The following is an 18,352-nucleotide window of genomic DNA, read 5'->3' as shown; positions in this document are numbered from 1 at the left end:
TACGCGGGAAGCGTGGCGTTCCGGGGTGGGGGATGCCATAGACTTTGGGCAGACCCCTCGCACGGCGTCACCCTGTGAACCTCCCCAGGGCCGGAAGGCAGCAAGGATAAGCAGGCTCTGGCGGGTGTGCGGGGGGTCCCTTTGGTTTGACGGCGACGATCTGCTTCCGACGCTCTGCTTCTCGAGGGAGGGCGGACCCCCGATGAGTCTGGCTCTGTACCGCAAGTACCGGCCAGCGACGTTCGCCGAGCTGAAGGGGCAGGAACATGTCGCCGAGCCCCTGCAGCAGGCGCTGCGCAACGGCCGGATCAACCACGCGTACCTGTTCAGCGGTCCGCGCGGCTGCGGTAAGACGTCCAGCGCCCGGATCCTCGCCCGCTCGCTGAACTGCGAGCAGGGGCCGACCCCCGACCCGTGCGGCAAGTGCGACTCATGCGTCGCGCTCGGGCCGTCCGGGACGGGGCACATCGACGTGATCGAGATCGACGCCGCCTCCCACGGTGGTGTCGACGACGCCCGCGATCTGCGGGAACGTGCCTTCTTCGCCCCGGTTTCGGCGCGCTTCAAGGTGTACATCATCGACGAGGCGCACATGGTGACCCGGGAGGGCTTCAACGCGCTGCTGAAGCTCGTCGAGGAGCCGCCGCCGCACCTGAAGTTCGTGTTCGCGACGACCGAGCCGGAGAAGGTCATCGGGACGATCCGGTCCCGGACCCACCACTACCCGTTCCGGCTGATTCCGCCGGGTGTGCTGCAGGAGCTCGTCGAGGAGATCCTGCGGAGCGAGGACGTCCCGTACGAGGCGTCGGCGCTGCCGCTGGCCGTCCGGGCCGGGGCCGGTTCCGCGCGCGACACGCTGTCGATCCTGGATCAGCTGCTCGCCGGGTCGGACGAGAAGGGCATCACGTACACGCGGGCCGTCTCGCTCCTCGGATACACCGACTCCGCGCTGCTGGACGAGGTCATCGCGGCCTTCGCGGCCCGGGACGGCGCCGCCGTGTTCGCCGCCGTCGACAGGGTGATCGAGAGCGGCCAGGACCCGCGCCGTTTCACCGCCGACCTGCTGGAACGCATCCGGGACCTGGTGATCCTTTCGAACGTCCCGGAGGCCGCGGGTTCGGGGCTGCTGAACGCCCCGCCGGACGAGCTGGAGCAGATGCGGCGCCAGGCGTCCTCGATGGGCCCCGGGGAGCTGACCCGCGCGGCCGATCTGCTGCACACCGGCCTCACCGAGATGCGCGGCGCCACGTCTCCGCGGCTGCTGCTGGAGCTGATCTGCGCCCGGATCCTCCTGCCGGCCGCGTACGAGGACGAGGCGTCCATGTTCGCCCGCCTCGACCGCCTGGAGCGCCAGGCTGCCGGCGGCGGCCCCGGCGGCGGCCAGGGCGGCGCCGGCGGCGCGGACCGCCTGTCGCAGGCATTCAGTGCCGCACCCCCCGCCGCGCAGCCGGGCCCCGCGCAGCCGGGCCCCGCGAGGGGGGCGTCCGCGCAGGAAACGCCGAGGCAGGAAGCCCCCGCGCAGGGAAGCCCTGGGCAGGCAGAGCGCGATGGCGGTTCTCAATCTCGCGGAGACAACTCCCCGCCCTCCCAGGGGGGCGACCCCACTTCCAGTGTCAACCCCCGCCCCACCACCGCACCATCAGAACAGCGTTCTGTGGATAACCGCGGCGCCACGCCCGCGCCGAGCCCTCCGGCGCCCGCGCCGAGCCCTCCGGCGCCCGCCTCCGGCGGGGGGACGGACTTCGCCACCATCCAGCGGCTCTGGCCGGATGTCGTGGAGGCCGTGAAGCAGAAGAGCCGCGCGACCTGGATGGTCATCATGTCCGGGGTGCAGCCGGTGTCACTCGAGGGCAAGGTCCTCACGCTCGGCTTCGACGCGGAGGGACGCCGTCTGGGCTTCGTCAACGGCGGACGCGACACCGTCCTCCGCGAGGTCTTCAAGGAGCGGATGGGCGTCGACTGGCGGATCGAGACCGTCGTCGGCGGAGCGTCCGGCGGGCCTCCACCGGGGAGGCCGGGCCCTAGCGGTGGGTTCGGTGGGGCGGCCACACCGAACCCGGCCCCGCAACCGCGGCCGCCCGTCCAGCCCCCTGCGCCCAGGGCCGAACCGGTCCCGGAACCGCCGCCCCCGCCGCCGGACGAGCCTCCGCCGCCGCCCGAGCCGCCACCGGTGGACGAGAGCGACGAGGTCGACCCCGAAGGCGACGCGGACGCCGAGGGCACAGAGGCCGAGATGAACGGGATGGCGCTCATCCAGCGCGAGCTCGGCGGCCAGATCATCCGCGAGATCGACAACTCCTGACCTGCCCGGTCCCGGCATGAGCGGGCACGCCGAGGCGACCGTCCGCGGTACCGCCTCCGCCATGCCGCAATCCAGGATCAAATAACCGTTCGATCACGGATCCGGGACGCGGGGAAAGCGATTCGGCCTTCCGGACAAGCAATCGGTAGAGGCCGTGATCGCGCGGCCCGCTCCCGCAGAGAGGACGGCACGTGAAGGCAGGACTCCGTATGGTCATCACCGCCGGTATCGTCACCGCGACGACACTGGCTCCGGCGGCCGCGACGGTCACCGGGGCTTCGGCCGCCGGCAAGGTCACAGTCAAGATCTCCAAGGCCAACGTGGAGTACGCCCGCGTCGAGGTGAAGAACGGGACCGACAAGACCCTCAAGGACGTGGAGGTCGACCTGTGTTACGACGGGGGGCCCTGCAAGAAGCTGAACCGGTGGCTCGACACGATCAAGCCGGGGGACACCGTCGCCTACACCGGCACGTGCACCCGGCACAAGAAGATCTACGGCCTGGTCCAGTACCCCAGTGACCACGGCGAGCACTCGGGCACCATCACCTGCTGAGGCGAACGCGGCAAGCCCCGGCCCACGGCCGGGGCTTGCCGCATGAGTGCCTGCACACGGGAGACACGGTGCAGCGGTCCCCTGGCGAATCGGCACACCGGCGACTGCACTTACGGGAGGGTGTCGCGAACCCGTAGTCTCGTGGGACGGACGTCCGGTGGCTGGCGGAGCGCCAGGAATAGGGCCCTCGGGGGCCGGAAGAGGGAGTGCACCGTGGAACCCGGTGGTCAGCTGAACATGCAGGAACTGCTCCAGCAGGCGCAGGCCATGCAGGAGCAGCTCTTCAACGCGCAGCGTGAGCTCGCGGAGGCCGAGGTGAAGGGCACCGCCGGCGGCGGGCTCGTCACCGCGACGGTCAACGGGCAGGGCGAGGTCACGGGGCTGTCGATCGACCCGAAGGCCATCGACCCCGACGACCCGGCCGACACCGCGGAGACCATCGCCGACCTCGTGCTGGCCGCGATCCGCGACGCCGCCCGCGAGGCGCAGGAGCTCCAGCAGGAGAAGATGGGGCCGCTCGCGCAGGGCCTCGGCGGCGGCATCCCCGGCCTCGGCGGCGGAGGCGGAGCCGGCGGCGGTCTGCCCGGCGGTTTCCCCGGGCTCGGCGGCTGAGCGGGCGACGACTCAGGAAAGGAGGGGTCCGTTGTACGAAGGGGTGGTTCAGAACCTCATCGACGAGCTGGGCAGGCTGCCCGGCGTCGGCCCCAAGAGCGCGCAGCGGATCGCCTTCCACCTCCTCGCCGCCGATCCGGCCGACGTCGAACGCCTCGGCAAGGCGCTCAAGGAGGTCAAGGACAAGGTCCGCTTCTGCAAGACGTGCGGGAACGTCGCGGAAGAAGAGGAATGCCGGATCTGCCGTGACGCGCGCCGCGACCCCCACGTCATCTGCGTGGTGGAGGAGTCCAAGGACGTCGTCGCGATCGAGAAGACCCGCGAGTTCCGCGGCCGCTACCACGTCCTCGGCGGCGCGATCAGCCCGATCGAGGGCGTCGGACCGGACGACCTGCGCATCCGCGAGCTGATGCAGCGCCTCGCGGACGGGACGGTGACCGAGCTGATCCTCGCCACCGACCCCAATCTGGAAGGCGAGGCGACGGCGACGTACCTCGCCCGGCTCGTCAAGCCCATGGGCATCACCGTCACCCGTCTGGCCAGCGGCCTGCCGGTCGGTGGCGATCTTGAGTACGCAGACGAGGTGACGCTTGGCCGCGCATTCGAAGGACGGAGGCTGCTCGATGTCTGACGCCAACAGCCCGCAGGACTGGAACGCCCTCGCCGAACGCGTGGCGTGCCACGTCGACAACTACCTGAACGGACTGGAGGCGGTCGCCCGCGGCGACGGCGGGACGCACACCATCCCGCTCCTCCTCCTCGAAGTGTCGCAGGTCATCCTGGCCGGCGCGCAGCTCGGCGCCAGCGCCGACGTGATCCTTCCGGACAACTGGGAACCCGAGGTCGGCGACGACCCCGACCTCGACTCGATCCGGCAGGGCCTCTGCGAGCGGCTCGAAGCGCTGGACGAGTACGTCGAGGTCTTCGACCCCTACAAGGACACCGAGCCGACCTCGTACCGCCTGTCGGACGACCTCGTGGACGTCGCCAGCGATCTCGTCCACGGGCTCCGCCACTACAACCAGGACCGGCCGCTGGAGGCCCTCTGGTGGTGGCAGTACTCCTACTTCAACCACTGGGGCAACCACGCGGGCGCCGCCCTGCGCGCCCTGCACGCCTTCGTCGCCAACGCCCGTCTGGACGTCTCGACGGAAGTGGCCAGGGCCTAGTCGCCTAACCGGACGCGCCGAAACTCACCGACGCGCCTAACGCCCACGCGACCAGTTCGGCCGCCTTCTCCACGTCCGAGCCGATCTGTCCGCCCGTCTCGGACGCCCACGCGTACTGGCGCAGATCGTCGTCCCAGACGATGGTCGCCTCCTGTCCCCGGTACGCGACGGACAGCACGCCCCGGTCGTCGTCCGGCCGCGTTGCCGACACCTGCGGCGCCCGCCGCCGCAGGGCCGCGTACAGCGAATGAAGCGGCCCCCTGGGCACTCGCGGCAAGTCCTCGAACGCGGCCATCGACTCTCCCATCGGCTCGGTCACGACAGCGGACGCCCGCCAGGCCGGCGCCCGCCGTTACATAGACGCTTTGCCCCGCTTTCGGGTGGTCCACCGAGAAGATCTCATCACACCGCGGCCGTGTCGTCTCCGGCCGTGTCGTCTTCATTCGCGCCGTCTCCGTCCGTGGAAGCGGTGCGGGCGCCGTAGAGGTGGCCTTCGGCGGCGCGGGTGGCCATGACGGCCACATCGCCCACGTCCATCGACGCGAGGGGCTCGATGCCCAGCAGGTAGCGGCAGTAGGCGATGCCGAGGGTCTGGCTCAGCAGGAGGGCGGCGCGCTCGCGGACGTCCGGGTCGTCCGGCAGGGCCTTCCGCAGGGCGGGGACGATCTCCTTGTCGAAGATGGCCTGGACGCGGGCCGCGGCATCGGGGTGGGTGGGCGCCGTGCGCAGCAGGACGGCCTCGGCGGCGTTATCGCCGGCCTCCCAGCGGGCCAGGAACGCCCGCACGTAGGCGGCGGCCGCGTCCCCGGCGTCGCCGAGGTCGGGAACGGCGAGGTCGATGGCCGAGGCGGCGGCGTAGAGGTCGGCCTTGCTGCCGAAGTACCGGATGACCATGGACGGGTCGATGCCGGCGTCCGCGGCGATGGCGCGGATCGTCGCCCGCTCGTAGCCGTCGCCCGCGAACCGCCGCCGGGCCGCACTCAGGATCGCGGTCCTGGTCGCCGCGGAGCGCTCGGTGAAAGCCATGCCCGCCAACATATGCCATCACGCGTTGGCAAACGCCGGTTCGACGGTCTAGAGTCCATCACGTGTTGGCCATCAAACGTTGGCAAACAGGCATTGGTATAGGAGTCGACCATGCAGGCTCTCCCGCAGTCCGCCGACGTGCTCGTCATCGGCGCAGGTCCCGTCGGGTTGTCGCTCGCCACCTCGCTCCGGCAGCACGGTGTGGACGCGGTCCTGCTGGACCGGGCGGCCGAAGGCGCGAACACCTCCCGGGCGGCCGTCGTCCATGCCCGCACGCTGGAAGTGCTGCGCGACATCAAGGTCACCGACGAGCTGATCGAGCGCGGCCTCGTCGTGCCGCGCTTCACCGTCCGTGAACGGGACCGCGTCCTGCTCACCGTCGAGTTCGGCGAGCTGCCGACCGACTTCCCCTACACGCTGCTCGTCCCCCAGAACATCACCGAAGAGATCCTGCTTCGCCGCCTGGAGGCGGTCGGCGGGCAGGTGAACCGGCCCTTCGAGGTGACCGGGCTGACACAGGACGAGGACGGCGTGACGGCCGCTCTCGCCGGTGGCGAGCGGCTCCAGGCCCGCTACGTGGTCGGGGCGGACGGGATGCACAGCATCGTCCGCGAGCACACCGGGATCGCCTTCGAGGGCGACGCCTACCCGGAGTCCTTCGTGCTGGCGGACGTGCACCTGGACTGGGCCGGCGCCGGAGACGAGGTCATGCTGTTCTTCTCCCCGGAAGGCGTGACGGTGGTCGCTCCGCTGCCCGGAGGACGGCACCGCATCGTCGCGACCGTCAACGAGGCCCCCAAGGAGCCGACCGCCGCCGATGTCCAGGCGCTCCTGGACGGCCGGGGCCCGAAGGAGCACCCGGCGGTGGTCCGGGACGTCGTGTGGAGTTCACGCTTCCGCGTCCACCACAGGCTGGCCGCGCACTACCGCTCGGGACGCGTCTTCCTGGCCGGAGACTCCGCCCACGTCCACAGCCCCGCGGGCGGGCAGGGCATGAACACCGGCATCCAGGACGCCCTCGTGCTCGCGGACAAGCTCGCCGCCGTCCTCAACGACGGCGCGCCCGACGGCACGCTGGACGCTTACGAGACGGAACGCCGTCCCATCGCCGAGCACGTCGTCTCCTTCACCGACAAGATGACGCATGTCGCGACGGTCGGCAGCCCGGTCCTCCGCGGCATGCGCAACACCCTGCTGCGCGCTCTCGACTGGGTCCCGGCCGTTCACCGCACGATGGCTATGAACCTCTCCGAACTCTCCACCGACCCCGCCCGGCACCGCTGAGGCGTCCGGTGGCCCGCTAATCCGGTTGCCTCCCGCGGCCGCGGCATCGGACCATGCGGGGGTGCGGTTTTCGATCAACATTCCGAATTTCGGGGACTTCGCGGACCCGCGGACGGTGGCCCGGGTCGCGGCGGCGGCGGAGCAGGCGGGCTGGGACGGGCTGTTCGTCTGGGACCACGTCGTCCATGTGAAGAGCCACCGCAAGGCCTTCGGGGACCCGTGGATGCTGCTCACCGCGGCGGCGCTGGCGACCGACCGGATCAGGCTCGGCACCCTCGTCACCCCGGTCCCGCGGCGGCGGCCGCAGCAGCTCGCCCGCCAGGTCGCGACCCTCGACGTCCTCAGCGGCGGACGGGTGATCTTCGCGGCGGGCCTGGGCGGGCCGGTCGAGGACGAGTACGGAGCCTTCGGGGAGCCCACCGACAAGGCGGTGCTGGCCGAGCGGCTGGACGAGGGGCTCGGCCTGCTCGAACGGTACTGGTCCGGGGAGCCGGTGACGCACCACGGGCGGCACTACCAGGTGGATGACGTGGCGCTGCTGCCCGCCACCGCGCAGCGTCCCCGTCCGCCCGTGTGGGTCGCGGGGTTCTGGCCGAACCGGCGGCCGATGCTCCGGGCCGCCCGCTGGGACGGCGCGGTCCCGCTGTTCGGCCCCGGCTCGCACGGATACGCCCCCGCCGCCGAGGACGTCCGCGACCTGGCCGCCTTCGTGCGGCGGCATCGCGAAGGGGACGGGCCGTTCGAGATCGTGGTGGGCGGTGCCAGCCCCGCCGACGCGCGCGACCTCGTCGGTCCGCTCATGGACGCGGGTGCCACCTGGTGGGACGAGCGCCGCCGCATCGACAGCGTGGAGAACGAGCGGCTCGGACCCGTCCTGCGCCGCATCGAGGAGGGCCCGCCGGCCCTGTGATCATGCCATTGAGCGGGCGTGCCTCGACCGGCACGCCCGCTCAATGGCAGCGCTCACGACGTCAGGTGATCGGCGCCTTCCAGGTCGCCTCCCACGTCTTCGGGCCGACGATGCCGTCGACACTCAGCCCCTTCTCCTTCTGGAAGGCCCTGCAGACCTCCTCCGAGTGGGTGCCGTAGATGCCGTCCACCACGAGGCTCGTCCAGCCGCGCTTGCGCATCTTGTCCTGCCAGGTACGCACGTCGTCACCTTTCATCAAGGTGAGGAATCGACCTGGCCAGGGCGGACCCTGTACGGATTGTTGCTTAGCGCTTTGCTGGGTCTGGGTCATGCCTATCGCCTCCTTGCGGTCGTTGCTCCTTCCTCTGCTCACTCTCCAAAGTGGGGCATCAAGGAAACAACGCCCATGCGGGAAGCGTTCGGCAAAAATCGGGCCGCGTGCCGCCGGGCCTCCGCGAAGCGGAATCGAAATGGTGAAAGTTTCAATTCTTCGTGTTCGCGGGCCGCCCTTCACCGTCCCCGCTCGGCACCGGCACCGGCAGCGGCGCGGAGGCCGTCGCCGTCGCCTCCGCGTTGGCGATCTCCCGCGCCGCCTTCGGATCGGCGGTCCCGTGCACGCCGTCCAGCACCTCCCGGCCCTGCCTGTCCACGAAGTTGGTGAACAGCTCCTGCGAGTAGCCGAGGACGACCGCCCAGGCGATGATCTGGCCCGACGTGTCGAGGGCGCTCAGCCCCGGGATGAACTCGCCGCGCAGGAGAATGATGCCGAGCACGGCCACGATCGCCCCGGTGGGCAGTTTTAGGAGGGCCAGCGCGACGGGGATCCCGAAGGCGGTCGAGGTCCCCCGGACCTTCCGCAGGGCGGCGGCGGCCGCGATGCAGGCCGCCGTCATCCCGGCGATCTCGACGATGACGTAGTCCCCGGGAGAGGCCGTCCGGCCGGCCATCTGCCCCGCCGAGGCACCGGACGGCAGGCTGACGGACCTGCTCGGGCAGACGACACCGAACTCCTGCCGGGAACCGTTGGCGAGCGTGAAGCACAGTGGCACGGCCGACTTCCAGATGGCCCCGAGCACGGCGATGGCGATCGCGAGGCCGAACAGCAGGGCCGTCACCCAGCGCACGAGCCGTGCGAAATTCGCGGCGCGCAGTTTCTCCTTCATCGAGGCCTCTCGCGCGGCGTCGACCGCGTCCAGCACGGTCGACATCGCCTCGGACGACGGCGTGGCATGCCCGGAGGCGCGCGCCCCTATCCATCGGTGGCGACGGCCGTCCGCGGCTTGGGCGGCATGGCTCGCCAGCTGCGCCTGCTGCATGTTCCGCGCCACGTCCTCGGCGGCGATCCTGCGCGTGTCGTTCGCAGGAAGGTGCTGCTTGATGATGGCGAACAGGTCCGGCAGGTGCGGTGCGAGATCCTCGGGAGGAAGCGTCTTCCACCACAAGGTGCGCGCGGAATTGACGTGCATCTGCGCTGCGGACACATGGGACGCTGTCGGGCCCCGCCGATGCACATCGACGTCGATGACGCGGAGCGCGCTGCGCACGGCATGCCGGGCGTTGGACAGGAGTTGTGCGTGCTCGGCGGAACCCGGGTCGGAAGCCCGGGCCTCCAACGCGGCGTCCAATTCCCGGGCGTTCGCGCGAACTCCTTCGCAGAGGACCCAGGAAGCTCGCTCGTGGGTCCATTCGGAGAATCTGGACACGAACGGTATTCGCGATGGCCGGCGCCCCATATGCACAGGTCCCCTCGGTAGGTGACATGCCCGTGCATCGTCTTGCGGCCGGCATCCAGCCTAATTGCGTGCCGGTCCACGCAAATACATCACCTGGTACATTGTCGGCCATTTCGCCTGACGGGATCGCGCGGCGGGCCGGGCGATCCCGTCGCCTCGCACTCCGCGACCGGGCGGCCCGGCGGCCGCCTCCTCCTCACCCTGTGCGACCGGGCGGTAGTTACCTGGTCGTGATCCATGGGCGTGGGCTCGGTAGACTCGTCGTCCGGTACGCCTGACCCCGATCCGAGGAGCGCCCACCCGTGGCTCTTGTCGTGCAGAAGTACGGTGGCTCCTCCGTCGCCGACGCCGAAGGCGTCAAGCGGGTCGCCCAGCGCATCGTCGCGACGAAGAAGGCGGGCAACGACGTGGTCGTCGTGGTCTCCGCCATGGGCGACACGACGGATGACCTCATCGATATGGCCAAGCAGGTCAGTCCCCTGCCGCCGGGCCGTGAGCTGGACATGCTGCTCACCGCGGGCGAGCGGATCTCGATGGCCCTGCTGGCCATGGCCATCGCCAACCTGGGCCATGAGGCCCGCTCGTTCACCGGCTCCCAGGCGGGAGTGATCACCGACGGCTCGCACGGCCGAGCCAAGATCATCGACGTGACGCCGGGACGGATCCGGACCGCTCTGGACGAGGGCTCGATCTGCATCGTGGCCGGGTTCCAGGGCGTCTCGCAGGGTACGAAGGACATCACCACGCTCGGCCGGGGCGGATCCGACACGACGGCCGTCGCGCTCGCGGCGGCGCTGGACGCCGACGTCTGCGAGATCTACTCCGACGTCGACGGGGTCTTCACCGCCGACCCGCGCATCGTGCCCGCCGCGCGCAAGATCCCGAAGATCTCCTACGAGGAGATGCTGGAGATGGCGGCGAGCGGCGCGAAGATCCTGCATCTGCGCTGCGTGGAGTACGCGCGCCGGTACAACATCCCCATCCACGTGCGATCCTCCTTCAGCCAGAAGGAGGGCACGTGGGTCATCGACAGCAGTGAGATCGAGGGACAGGACATGGAGCAGGCGATCATCTCCGGCGTCGCGCACGACCGGAGCGAGGCCAAGATCACCGTGGTGGGGGTCCCGGACAAGGTCGGTGAGGCCGCCACGATCTTCACGGTGCTGTCCGACGCCGAGATCAACATCGACATGATCGTGCAGAACGTGTCGGCGGCGTCCACCGGACGGACCGACATCTCGTTCACGCTGCCGTCCACCGACGGGCAGAGCGCGCTGACCGCACTCAACAAGCTGAAGGAGCGGATCGGGTTCGAGTCGCTCCGCTACGACGACCGCATCGGCAAGGTGTCGCTGATCGGCGCCGGGATGCGGTCGCACCCCGGCGTCACCGCGACGCTGTTCGGCGCGATCGCCGACGCGGGAGTGAACATCGAGATGATCTCCACCTCGGAGATCCGGATCTCGGTCGTCGTCGCCCAGGACGACATCGACACTTCGGTCGCCGCCGCGCACCGCGCGTTCGACCTCGACTCCGACCAGGTCGAGGCCGTCGTCTACGGAGGCACCGGCCGCTGACGTCCCGGAGGGCCGCGCGGGACGTCCCGCGCGGCCTTCTGCGTCGCGGGACGCATTCGCACGTGGCGGGGCGTGGCAGCATCCGTCCGGGAACCGGTCGCGGACCGCGGTAGTTCTGAGGATGTGAGTGCGACGATGGACTCTGCTTCCGGCCTGCCCACCCTCGCGGTCGCCGGCGCGGCCGGGGCGGTCGGATCGGTGCTGCTCGACCTGCTGTCCACCCGCCGGAACCTGTACGGGGAGATCCGGCTCGCCGACTCGGAACGGTCCGCCGGGCGGACGCTCCGGGTGCGCGGTGAGGACGTCGGGGTGTCGGCACTCGCCCCGGAGGTCTTCGAGGGCGCCGACGTGGCGATGTTCGCCGTGCCGGACGCGGTCGCCGCGCAGTGGGCGCCGGTCGCCGCGGCGGGCGGAGCCGTGGTGATCGACGGTTCCCGGGCGTTCCGGACGAGGCCGGACGTCCCGCTCGTCGTCCCCGAGGTCAACCCCGAGCGGGTCCGGGACCGTCCCCGGAGCATCGTCGCGGGCCCCGGCTGCGCGACGCTGTCGATGATCGTGGCGATCGGCGCGCTGCACCGGCGGTACGGGCTGAAGGAGCTGGTGGTCGCGTCCTACCAGGCGGCCTCCGGGGTGGGGCTGGACGGCATCGACACCCTGTACACGCAGCTGGAGAAGGTCGGCGGCGACCGCGCGCTCGGCAACCGGGCGGGCGACATCCGGGGTGTGGTCGGCGAGCTCGGCCCGTTCCCGGCGCCGCTCGCGATGAACGTCGTCCCGTGGACCGGGACGCACGCCGAGGGCGGCTGGACGTCCGACGAGGCCGGCCTCCGGGACGAGACCCGCAAGATCCTCGGGTTGCCCGAGCTGAAGGTGTCGGCGACCTGTGTCCGCGTCCCGGTGCTCGTCGGTCACTCGATGGCCGTGCACGCGGTGTTCGAGGGGCGCACCGGCCGCCGCGAAGCGCAGGACGTGCTCGCCCGGTCGCCCGGTGTCGTCCTGTGCGACAACCCCGAGATGCGCGAGTTCCCGACCCCGTCCGACGTGGCCGGCACCGATCCGACCTGGGCGGGCCGCGTGCGGTGCTCCCCCGACGACCCGCACGCGCTCGACCTGTTCCTATGCGGCGACAACCTCCGCAAGGGCGCGGCCCTCAACACCGTCCAGACGGCCGAACTGATCACCGCGGACCTGACCGGCTGAGCCCTGCGAGGACGGGACGTCGCGCTCGGGCTTTAGGGTGGCATGCGTGACCGAGACGAAGGCCGTGAAGTCCGAGCAGACGCGCGCCATGATCGTCGAGACGGCGCTGCGCCTGTTCCGGGAGCGCGGGTACGAGGCGACGACGATGCGGGCGATCGCCAAGGAGGCGGGCGTCTCGGTCGGCAACGCCTACTACTACTTCGGATCCAAGGAAGAGCTGATCCAGGCGTACTACGACGAGCTGCAGGACGAGCACGTCGCCGCCTGCCGGGCCGTCCTCGGCTCCGAGACCGAGTTCGCGCCCCGGCTGCTGGGCGTTCTGAAGGCGCGGGTCGACACGATGATCCCGTACCACGAGTTCGCCGGGAAGTTCTTCAAGTTCGCCGCGGAGCCGACCAGCCCGCTCAATCCGTTCAGCGCCGAGTCGGGCCCGGCCCGCGACTCCGCGGTGGCGATCTACCGGGAGGTCGTCGAGGGCTCCGACCTCAAGATCGACCGGGAGTTCCGGGCGGAGCTGCCCGAGCTGCTGTGGATCTACTCGATGGGCATCGTCCTGTACTGGGTGCACGACGACTCGCCGGGCTGCCGCAAGACCTACCTCCTCGTCGAGCGGACGGTCCCGCTGGTCAACCGCATGGTGGCGATGTCGCGCATCCCCGGCTTCAAGTCGGTGACCCGCGAGCTCGTCGGGATCATCCGCGAGGTCCGCGCCTGACTCAGCGGAACGTGATGTCCCAGTGGTCCTTCTCGCGGGCGAAGACGGTGCCGTCCGGTGAGCGGTGGAGCCGTGCCCCGTCGCCCCGGACACCGGTGGACGGGTACCGCTCGATCATGCGGTCGACGCAGTCGCCCGTCGCGATGTCGAGCTTGTAGCCGTTCCCGTGGCCGTAGGTGCCGCCCGCGTGACCGTGCTCGGTGCCGCCGGTCACGGTGATCTCGCAGCCGCTCTCCTTGGCGAAGTCGATCAGGCCCTTGATCGTCCCCCACCGGACGCCCTCGAACGACGTGCAGGCCGCGACCGCCCGGTTCGAGCATTGACCGGTCGACCGCCATCCGATCCCGTTCGCGCGCAGCGTGTATTTGGCGAACTGCTGTTCCAGGCGCAGCGACTTCGGTAATTCCGGCGGCTCGTCCCGCGGAGGCGCCACGGATGCGGACGCCACGTTGAGCAGGCGCACCACGCTGGAAGCGGGCGCGGGGCCGGGCGGGCGCGCGTCTCCCATGGAGCTTCGGGCGGCGGATGCGTGCGGGGACGCGGCGGCGAGCATCGCCGCGGCGACGGTAAGGGCCGCGACCATGGCGGCCAGGCGGAAGGCCGGATGATGAGGCAGCGCATGGGCGTGGTGCGGCCGTGGCATGTGAGATCCCCCCGATCGGTGTGTCCGGGGGGCGGGCCGGTCCGTACCGGGCCGGCCTTGCCTGGTGGCTGATCGGAGAGGTGCCCGGGGGTCGATCTTGTAAAACCCCGGGGGACGGGCGAGGTGCGCCCGCCCCCCGGAAAGATCAGGACATGCCGAGGTGTTTGCGGGCGAAACCCATCTCGGCCGCCATCTGGTTGATCCGCTCCTCCACCACCAGGGAGCCGTGGCCCGCGTCGTAGCGGTAGACCTCGTGCGGGTGTCCCTGCTCGTCGAGCCGGGCGAGGTAGTTGTCGATCTGCCGGATGGGGCAGCGCGGGTCGTTCTCCCCCGCCAGGATCAGGACGGGCGCCTTCACCTGCGCGACGTAGGTGATCGGGGACGACTCGCGGTAGCGGTCCGGGACCTCGTCCGGGGAGCCGCCGAACAGGGACCGGTCGAACGCCTGCAGGCCCTCCATCTCGTCCTCGTACGCGGCGACGTAGTCGGCGACGGGGACGGCCGCGACGGCGACGCTCCAGTCGTCCGGCCGGGTGCCGATGCCGAGCAGGGTGAGGAACCCGCCCCACGAGCCGCCGGTGAGGACCAGCCGCGCCGGGTCGGCGAGACCCGACGCCACCGCCCAGTCGCGGACGGCCTTGACGTCCTCCAGTTCGGTGAGGCCGACGCGCTGCTCGATGGCGTCGCGCCACTCGGAGCCGTAGCCGGTCGATCCCCGGTAGTTGACCCGGACGACCGCGAAGCCGTGGTCGATCCAGGCGGCGGCCGTCGGGACGAACGAGTCGTCGTCCTGCGCGGTCGGCCCGCCGTGGACATCGAACACCGTCGGGTAGGGGCGGTCGCCCTCCGGCCTGCTGACCAGGGCGTGGATGCGCCCGCCGGGGCCGTCCACCCACACGTCCTCGACCGGGACGGACGGCGGCGCCGCCGGCCCCGGAGGCGTGAGGACGACCGCGCCGGACGTGGAGCGGATCACCGGCGGCTCGGCGGCGGACGACCAGGAGAACTCGACCGCCCCGTCCGGCCGTACGTCCGCCCCGCCGATCACCCCGCGCGGTGTGTCGATCTTGGTGAGCGAACCGTCCGACAGGTCGTACCGGTAGAGCTCGTCGCGGGCCTCGTGCGAGTGGGAGATCAGCAGCGCCGTCCCGTCCGGGTACCAGTCGGCGCCGATCTCGCCGGGCAGATCGAGGACGATCTCCTGCTCGGTGCCCGCGACCGGGTCCCAGATGAGCATCTCCTCCCGGCCGCGCCGCTCATGGTTGACCAGCAGGCGCGTGTCGCCCTCGACCGGCGCGAACCCGGCGCCGTAGACGCCTTTGCCTGGGCCGTCCCAGAGGTCGGCGACCGTGGAGCCGTCGGGACGCACGACGCGCAACGCCATGTGCCGGCTGTCGCCGTGCTCACTGTGCCCTATCGCGATCAGGGTTTCGTCCCGGGAGAGGGCGGCGACGTGCGCGTCCTCTGCGTGGTGGTAGAGCACGTCTGGGGCCGAACCAGGCCGGCAGAAATGGATCGTGTTTCCCTGGTCGGTCGTTCGTCCGACTACGGCGAGACCACTGCGGCCTAGGGACAGCCCAGACGGATACGACGGTTCCAGTTCGGGAACGGCCGGAACGCTCTGCGTGCCGTCGAACGGGATGCGCTGCCAGACACCGAACTCGTCTCCGTCCGTGTCGGCGAACCACCACACCCATTCACCTGACGGGTCGACGGTCCCCATCCACGTGCCGTTGGGACGTTCCGTCACCTGGCGCTGCGCGCCGGTGTCGCGGTCCCACGTGTAGATCTCCCAGGTCCCGGTCGCGTTCGACCGGTAGATGCTACGGCTCGGGGCGTCACGCGCCCATCGGGGCAGGCTCATCCGGGCAGCCCGGAAACGCGCCTTCCAGCGCTCGTCGTCGACCATGCCCCCAGTATCGCCACCGGCCGGGGTCATCGCGTGGGGCGACTCCGGGCCCGGTCAGACACCGGGGGGCACGGAGCCGTCCGAGGTCTCCCACGTCTCGTTCGGGATGCTCCGGTCGGTCATCGGGCGTTTCGCCTGGTTCAGCGTGCGGTGGACGGCTCGCGCGACGCGTTCGGTCGTCTCCACCCCGTACGCCATGGACGGCGTGTCCCTGGTGAGCACCACGATCATGTAGTCCGCACCGTGTCGGTCGAGATCGTGCCCGTCGAACGCGCCGATGCTGTGCACGCGCCAGTACCGGTTGTGGCGCGGCAGCCAGCCGTTCTTCACATGCCAGGTGATTCCGGTGGGACGCCCTGCCGGAGTACCCCAGCGCTGGGACGGGACGACCTCGTGCATCAGCCCGAGCGCGTACGCGCGGGCCTTGTCCGGCAGCAGGGCGTTGTGGGAGGTGAAGTGTTCGAGCAGCTTGACCTCGTCGTTCGCGGTGATCTGCGTCAGTCCCCAGCGTCCGCCGGGATCGAGCGCCGTGTGGGTCATCCCGGCCCGGTCGAGGAACCGTGCGATGCGGGCCGGGCCGACGGAACGCCACAGGGACGATGCCGCGCCGTTGTCCGACCGGGTGATCATCTTGCGGGCCCGGGATCTCTCGGACGCCGTCAGCGGGCGCCGCTCGTCCGCCGCCTTCCGCAGCAGCGCGGCCAGGATCGTCGCCTTGACGACGCTCGCCGAGTCGTAGTGCCGTCCGCCCGCGACGGCGCAGCGGATGCCGCGCTCGCGGTCGTACACGGCGACCGACTCGACGCCGGCCCGCTCGTCCAGGGACCGCTCGATCCGCGCGCCGAGCCGCTCGGCGATGTGCGGATGCGCGGACGAGGCGCAGGGGCCGTCCGAGGCGGCGGCCTCGGCGGGCACGGTGACCGGCAGGAGAACGAGCGCGAACACGGCGGCGCGGCGTGACATTCCAGTCACGCTAACGATCATGCGGGCCGGGGCGCCGGATCCCTCGCCCGCGATCGGGTCAAACGCGGCTCAGGGTGTGGTCAGCCGGCCGAGGAGCTGGTCGATCTCGGCGCGGACACGCCGGTCCATGGCCCGCGCGAAGCCCGCCTCGACCGTGACCTGGGCGCCGGGACGCAGCCGGGCGAGGGTCTCGGTGAGCTCCCCGAGGTGCCGGTCGCCGACGTCCTGGTCGTCGAGGCGCCCGACGACGTGGGCGGCGATCAGCCGGACGAACATCGCGGCGAGGTCGTCCATGCTGCGCTGGAGCTCCAGGCCGGCCGACAGCACGGCGTCCAGCGGCACTCCCGCCCGGACGAACGTCACCGTCGCGTCCAGCTGGCGGCGGCTCCAGTGGGTGACGCGGTCGCCGTCCACCTCGATGTGGCCGAGGGCGACGGCCCGCTCGACCGACTCCGGGCCGACCTCTCCGGGGAACAGCGCCGCCAGCTCGTCCAGCGTCATCGTCACCGGGATCTCGTTCGAGAACGGCGTCGTGACCGCCTTCTCGACCCCGAGGACGGTGCCGATGTCGCGGCCCTGCTCCCACGCCGACAGCAGCTCGCGGATGCCCTCCAGGGTGTGCCCGCGGTCCAGCAGGTTCCCGATCATGCGGAGACGGGCCAGATGGTCCTCGGAGTAAAGCCCGATGCGTCCCTCGCGGCGCGGCGGGGGCAGCAGCTTGCGTTCCTGGTAGTAGCGCAGCGTCCGGACCGGGACACCGGCGGCCTTGGCGAGTTCGCCGATGCGGTACTCGCGGCCTCCGCCGCCTGGACGGCCGCCCTGTTCCTCCGTCGGCTCTTCGCTCACGGCCGCCAGCATAGTTCGCGCCCGGAACCGGTCACATCCGGTGCCGTCCGGCGGCGGAACGCCATCGCCGCCGCGCACGTCAGACCCAGGTCATCGTCACCAGGTCGCTGACACCCCCTGCCAGAAAGAGGCGAAAGATGCTGAGAACCCGTTCCGTGGCCCTTGCGCTGACCGGCCTGGTCGCCGCGTTCGGGTTGACCGCCTGCGGACAGGACCGGTGGTGCGAGCACGACGCGACCGACACGAAGGTGAGCGACCGCTTCTGCAAGAACAACACGCCCGGCTACGAGTGGGAGTCGGACGGCGGCGGCAGTCACAAGAAGCACTCGAACAAGCACAAGACGAGCAAGAAGTCCAAGACGCGCCACTGACCCCGCGGGGCGGGGCCGGTGACGCGATCGCTAGGTGACGCGCCGGACGATCCTGGTCCGGCGTTGTCGGCGCCGGGGCGTTTCGTTCGCGGCCTGTGACGCCTCGGTGGCCAGCAGGTCGCGAAGCGAACGAGGGACGATGTCCTGGGGCCGGTCGATGAACGGTGAACGCATCTGTTCCTCCTCAGGCGGCCTTGGCCAGGCCGGGGTAGGCGGTGGAAACGCTGGTGAGCGCCCAGCGCATCCGGGCGAGATAGGTCTCCGGGTGGTCGCCCGCCTCCTGGGCGACGACGGCGACGCAGGCGGAGCTGTCTCCGCCGCAGGCTCCGAACCGGTCGTGGATCGCCGTGCGGACCTGCTCGGCGGAGGGGTGGTCGGACTCCTGCAGCCGGGAGGCGAACAGGATCTCGGCGAGTTCGGAGGCGGTCATCGAGGTGAAGCTCGGCGTGTTCGACATGGGGAGTGCCTTCTTCCTGCGGAGGGTCGCTCGTCCCCTTCTCCTAGTACGACTCTGCCCCCCGCGCGATTTCATCGCTAT

Annotated in this window: 21 protein-coding genes and 1 other RNA gene; 12 read left to right on the top strand and 10 right to left on the bottom strand. The window is 70.9% G+C overall.

The genetic code is table 11. The annotated features are described in order from the left end of the window. Positions 1 to 48: 48 nt before the first annotated feature. The 6 genes from ffs (at position 49) to ACQPXG_RS45425 (ending at position 4,637) form a co-directional block, all read left to right on the top strand. An RNA gene (gene ffs / locus ACQPXG_RS45450) (signal recognition particle sRNA small type) lies at positions 49 to 144 on the top strand. 58 nt (positions 145 to 202) lie between these two features. Next, positions 203 to 2,302: a DNA polymerase III subunit gamma and tau gene (locus tag ACQPXG_RS45445; protein WP_433465348.1), complete on the top strand. Its 2,100-nt coding sequence runs from the start codon at positions 203 to 205 to the stop codon at positions 2,300 to 2,302. A 191-nt stretch (positions 2,303 to 2,493) separates the two neighbouring features. Further along, positions 2,494 to 2,856, top strand: coding sequence for a hypothetical protein (locus ACQPXG_RS45440; protein ID WP_433465347.1), 363 nt, complete (start codon positions 2,494 to 2,496; stop codon positions 2,854 to 2,856). 213 nt (positions 2,857 to 3,069) lie between these two features. After that, positions 3,070 to 3,468: a YbaB/EbfC family nucleoid-associated protein gene (locus ACQPXG_RS45435; RefSeq protein WP_433465346.1), complete on the top strand. Its 399-nt coding sequence runs from the start codon at positions 3,070 to 3,072 to the stop codon at positions 3,466 to 3,468. A gap of 31 nt (positions 3,469 to 3,499) precedes the next feature. Further along, positions 3,500 to 4,099 carry a recombination mediator RecR gene (gene recR / locus ACQPXG_RS45430; RefSeq protein ID WP_433465345.1) on the top strand — a complete coding sequence of 200 codons (600 nt, stop codon included), beginning with the start codon at positions 3,500 to 3,502 and terminating at the stop codon, positions 4,097 to 4,099. Next, on the top strand, positions 4,092 to 4,637 hold the full coding sequence (locus tag ACQPXG_RS45425) for a DUF5063 domain-containing protein (RefSeq protein WP_433465344.1): 546 nt from the start codon (positions 4,092 to 4,094) through the stop codon (positions 4,635 to 4,637). Before recR ends, ACQPXG_RS45425 begins: the two co-directional genes overlap by 8 nt. Before the next feature lie 4 nt (positions 4,638 to 4,641). Here ACQPXG_RS45425 and ACQPXG_RS45420 read toward each other — a convergent pair whose 3' ends face one another. Together ACQPXG_RS45420 and ACQPXG_RS45415 are read right to left on the bottom strand one after the other, a co-directional pair. Then, a complete protein-coding gene (locus ACQPXG_RS45420; protein ID WP_433465343.1) occupies positions 4,642 to 4,932 on the bottom strand; it encodes a hypothetical protein in 291 nt (96 codons plus the stop codon). Between the two features lie 107 nt (positions 4,933 to 5,039). Beyond that, positions 5,040 to 5,663: a TetR family transcriptional regulator gene (locus tag ACQPXG_RS45415; protein WP_433465342.1), complete on the bottom strand. Its 624-nt coding sequence runs from the start codon at positions 5,661 to 5,663 to the stop codon at positions 5,040 to 5,042. A gap of 111 nt (positions 5,664 to 5,774) precedes the next feature. Here ACQPXG_RS45415 and ACQPXG_RS45410 point away from each other — a divergent pair, with 111 nt between their 5' ends. Further along, on the top strand, positions 5,775 to 6,947 hold the full coding sequence (locus tag ACQPXG_RS45410) for an FAD-dependent monooxygenase (protein WP_433465341.1): 1,173 nt from the start codon (positions 5,775 to 5,777) through the stop codon (positions 6,945 to 6,947). 61 nt (positions 6,948 to 7,008) lie between these two features. Further along, entirely contained in the window at positions 7,009 to 7,857 is an 849-nt protein-coding gene (locus ACQPXG_RS45405; RefSeq protein ID WP_433465340.1) for an LLM class flavin-dependent oxidoreductase, read from the top strand. Between the two features lie 61 nt (positions 7,858 to 7,918). On the opposite strand, the gene ACQPXG_RS45400 is transcribed toward ACQPXG_RS45405, so the two are convergent. Next, positions 7,919 to 8,098, bottom strand: a complete 180-nt coding sequence (locus tag ACQPXG_RS45400) for a peptidoglycan-binding domain-containing protein (RefSeq protein ID WP_433465339.1) — start codon at positions 8,096 to 8,098, stop codon at positions 7,919 to 7,921. 241 nt (positions 8,099 to 8,339) lie between these two features. Beyond that, on the bottom strand, positions 8,340 to 9,482 hold the full coding sequence (locus ACQPXG_RS45395; RefSeq protein ID WP_433465338.1) for a hypothetical protein: 1,143 nt from the start codon (positions 9,480 to 9,482) through the stop codon (positions 8,340 to 8,342). 410 nt (positions 9,483 to 9,892) lie between these two features. On the opposite strand from ACQPXG_RS45395, the gene ACQPXG_RS45390 reads away from it, so the two are divergent. The 3 genes from ACQPXG_RS45390 to ACQPXG_RS45380 all read left to right on the top strand — a co-directional run bounded on the left by ACQPXG_RS45390 (position 9,893) and on the right by ACQPXG_RS45380 (position 13,082). Continuing rightward, positions 9,893 to 11,167: an aspartate kinase gene (locus tag ACQPXG_RS45390; RefSeq protein ID WP_433465337.1), complete on the top strand. Its 1,275-nt coding sequence runs from the start codon at positions 9,893 to 9,895 to the stop codon at positions 11,165 to 11,167. 135 nt (positions 11,168 to 11,302) lie between these two features. Next, on the top strand, positions 11,303 to 12,367 hold the full coding sequence (locus ACQPXG_RS45385) for an aspartate-semialdehyde dehydrogenase (protein ID WP_433465336.1): 1,065 nt from the start codon (positions 11,303 to 11,305) through the stop codon (positions 12,365 to 12,367). A gap of 46 nt (positions 12,368 to 12,413) precedes the next feature. Next, the gene (locus tag ACQPXG_RS45380; protein ID WP_433465335.1) at positions 12,414 to 13,082 is read left to right on the top strand and encodes a TetR/AcrR family transcriptional regulator; all 669 of its coding nucleotides are present in this window, start codon (positions 12,414 to 12,416) and stop codon (positions 13,080 to 13,082) included. 1 nt (position 13,083) lies between these two features. Here the strand turns inward: ACQPXG_RS45380 and ACQPXG_RS45375 are convergent, their stop codons facing one another. The 4 genes from ACQPXG_RS45375 to ACQPXG_RS45360 all read right to left on the bottom strand — a co-directional run bounded on the left by ACQPXG_RS45375 (position 13,084) and on the right by ACQPXG_RS45360 (position 17,443). Continuing rightward, positions 13,084 to 13,725 (bottom strand): hypothetical protein, encoded by a 642-nt coding sequence (locus tag ACQPXG_RS45375; protein WP_433465334.1) that lies wholly within the window; start codon positions 13,723 to 13,725, stop codon positions 13,084 to 13,086. 145 nt (positions 13,726 to 13,870) lie between these two features. Then, a complete protein-coding gene (locus ACQPXG_RS45370) occupies positions 13,871 to 15,634 on the bottom strand; it encodes a prolyl oligopeptidase family serine peptidase (protein ID WP_433465333.1) in 1,764 nt (587 codons plus the stop codon). Positions 15,635 to 15,688: 54 nt separating this feature from the next. Continuing rightward, on the bottom strand, positions 15,689 to 16,597 hold the full coding sequence (locus ACQPXG_RS45365; protein ID WP_433465332.1) for a serine hydrolase: 909 nt from the start codon (positions 16,595 to 16,597) through the stop codon (positions 15,689 to 15,691). Between the two features lie 69 nt (positions 16,598 to 16,666). Next, positions 16,667 to 17,443: a MerR family transcriptional regulator gene (locus ACQPXG_RS45360; protein WP_433465331.1), complete on the bottom strand. Its 777-nt coding sequence runs from the start codon at positions 17,441 to 17,443 to the stop codon at positions 16,667 to 16,669. Between the two features lie 137 nt (positions 17,444 to 17,580). Between ACQPXG_RS45360 and ACQPXG_RS45355 the strand changes: the two genes are divergently transcribed. After that, positions 17,581 to 17,814 carry a hypothetical protein gene (locus tag ACQPXG_RS45355; protein ID WP_433465330.1) on the top strand — a complete coding sequence of 78 codons (234 nt, stop codon included), beginning with the start codon at positions 17,581 to 17,583 and terminating at the stop codon, positions 17,812 to 17,814. Between the two features lie 30 nt (positions 17,815 to 17,844). Here the strand turns inward: ACQPXG_RS45355 and ACQPXG_RS45350 are convergent, their stop codons facing one another. Both ACQPXG_RS45350 and ACQPXG_RS45345 read right to left on the bottom strand, forming a co-directional pair. Then, positions 17,845 to 17,988, bottom strand: coding sequence for a hypothetical protein (locus ACQPXG_RS45350; protein WP_433465329.1), 144 nt, complete (start codon positions 17,986 to 17,988; stop codon positions 17,845 to 17,847). 10 nt (positions 17,989 to 17,998) lie between these two features. Beyond that, entirely contained in the window at positions 17,999 to 18,271 is a 273-nt protein-coding gene (locus tag ACQPXG_RS45345; RefSeq protein ID WP_433465328.1) for a hypothetical protein, read from the bottom strand. Positions 18,272 to 18,352 lie beyond the last annotated feature (81 nt).

It is taken from the genome of Spirillospora sp. CA-128828 (genome assembly GCF_050945415.1).
In the GTDB taxonomy this organism is placed as follows: domain Bacteria; phylum Actinomycetota; class Actinomycetes; order Streptosporangiales; family Streptosporangiaceae; genus Spirillospora.
This window is presented reverse-complemented; position numbering and strand designations above follow the sequence as displayed.

Coding starts and splice junctions, on each gene's coding strand:
- ACQPXG_RS45375 (WP_433465334.1), bottom strand. CDS start 13,725: ATGCCACGGCCGCACCACGCCCATGCGCTGCCTCATCATCCGGCCTTC.
- ACQPXG_RS45445 (WP_433465348.1), top strand. CDS start 203: ATGAGTCTGGCTCTGTACCGCAAGTACCGGCCAGCGACGTTCGCCGAG.
- ACQPXG_RS45425 (WP_433465344.1), top strand. CDS start 4,092: ATGTCTGACGCCAACAGCCCGCAGGACTGGAACGCCCTCGCCGAACGC.
- ACQPXG_RS45365 (WP_433465332.1), bottom strand. CDS start 16,597: ATGTCACGCCGCGCCGCCGTGTTCGCGCTCGTTCTCCTGCCGGTCACC.
- ACQPXG_RS45385 (WP_433465336.1), top strand. CDS start 11,303: ATGGACTCTGCTTCCGGCCTGCCCACCCTCGCGGTCGCCGGCGCGGCC.
- ACQPXG_RS45370 (WP_433465333.1), bottom strand. CDS start 15,634: ATGGTCGACGACGAGCGCTGGAAGGCGCGTTTCCGGGCTGCCCGGATG.
- ACQPXG_RS45355 (WP_433465330.1), top strand. CDS start 17,581: ATGCTGAGAACCCGTTCCGTGGCCCTTGCGCTGACCGGCCTGGTCGCC.
- ACQPXG_RS45350 (WP_433465329.1), bottom strand. CDS start 17,988: ATGCGTTCACCGTTCATCGACCGGCCCCAGGACATCGTCCCTCGTTCG.
- ACQPXG_RS45410 (WP_433465341.1), top strand. CDS start 5,775: ATGCAGGCTCTCCCGCAGTCCGCCGACGTGCTCGTCATCGGCGCAGGT.
- ACQPXG_RS45415 (WP_433465342.1), bottom strand. CDS start 5,663: ATGGCTTTCACCGAGCGCTCCGCGGCGACCAGGACCGCGATCCTGAGT.
- ACQPXG_RS45420 (WP_433465343.1), bottom strand. CDS start 4,932: ATGGCCGCGTTCGAGGACTTGCCGCGAGTGCCCAGGGGGCCGCTTCAT.
- ACQPXG_RS45345 (WP_433465328.1), bottom strand. CDS start 18,271: ATGTCGAACACGCCGAGCTTCACCTCGATGACCGCCTCCGAACTCGCC.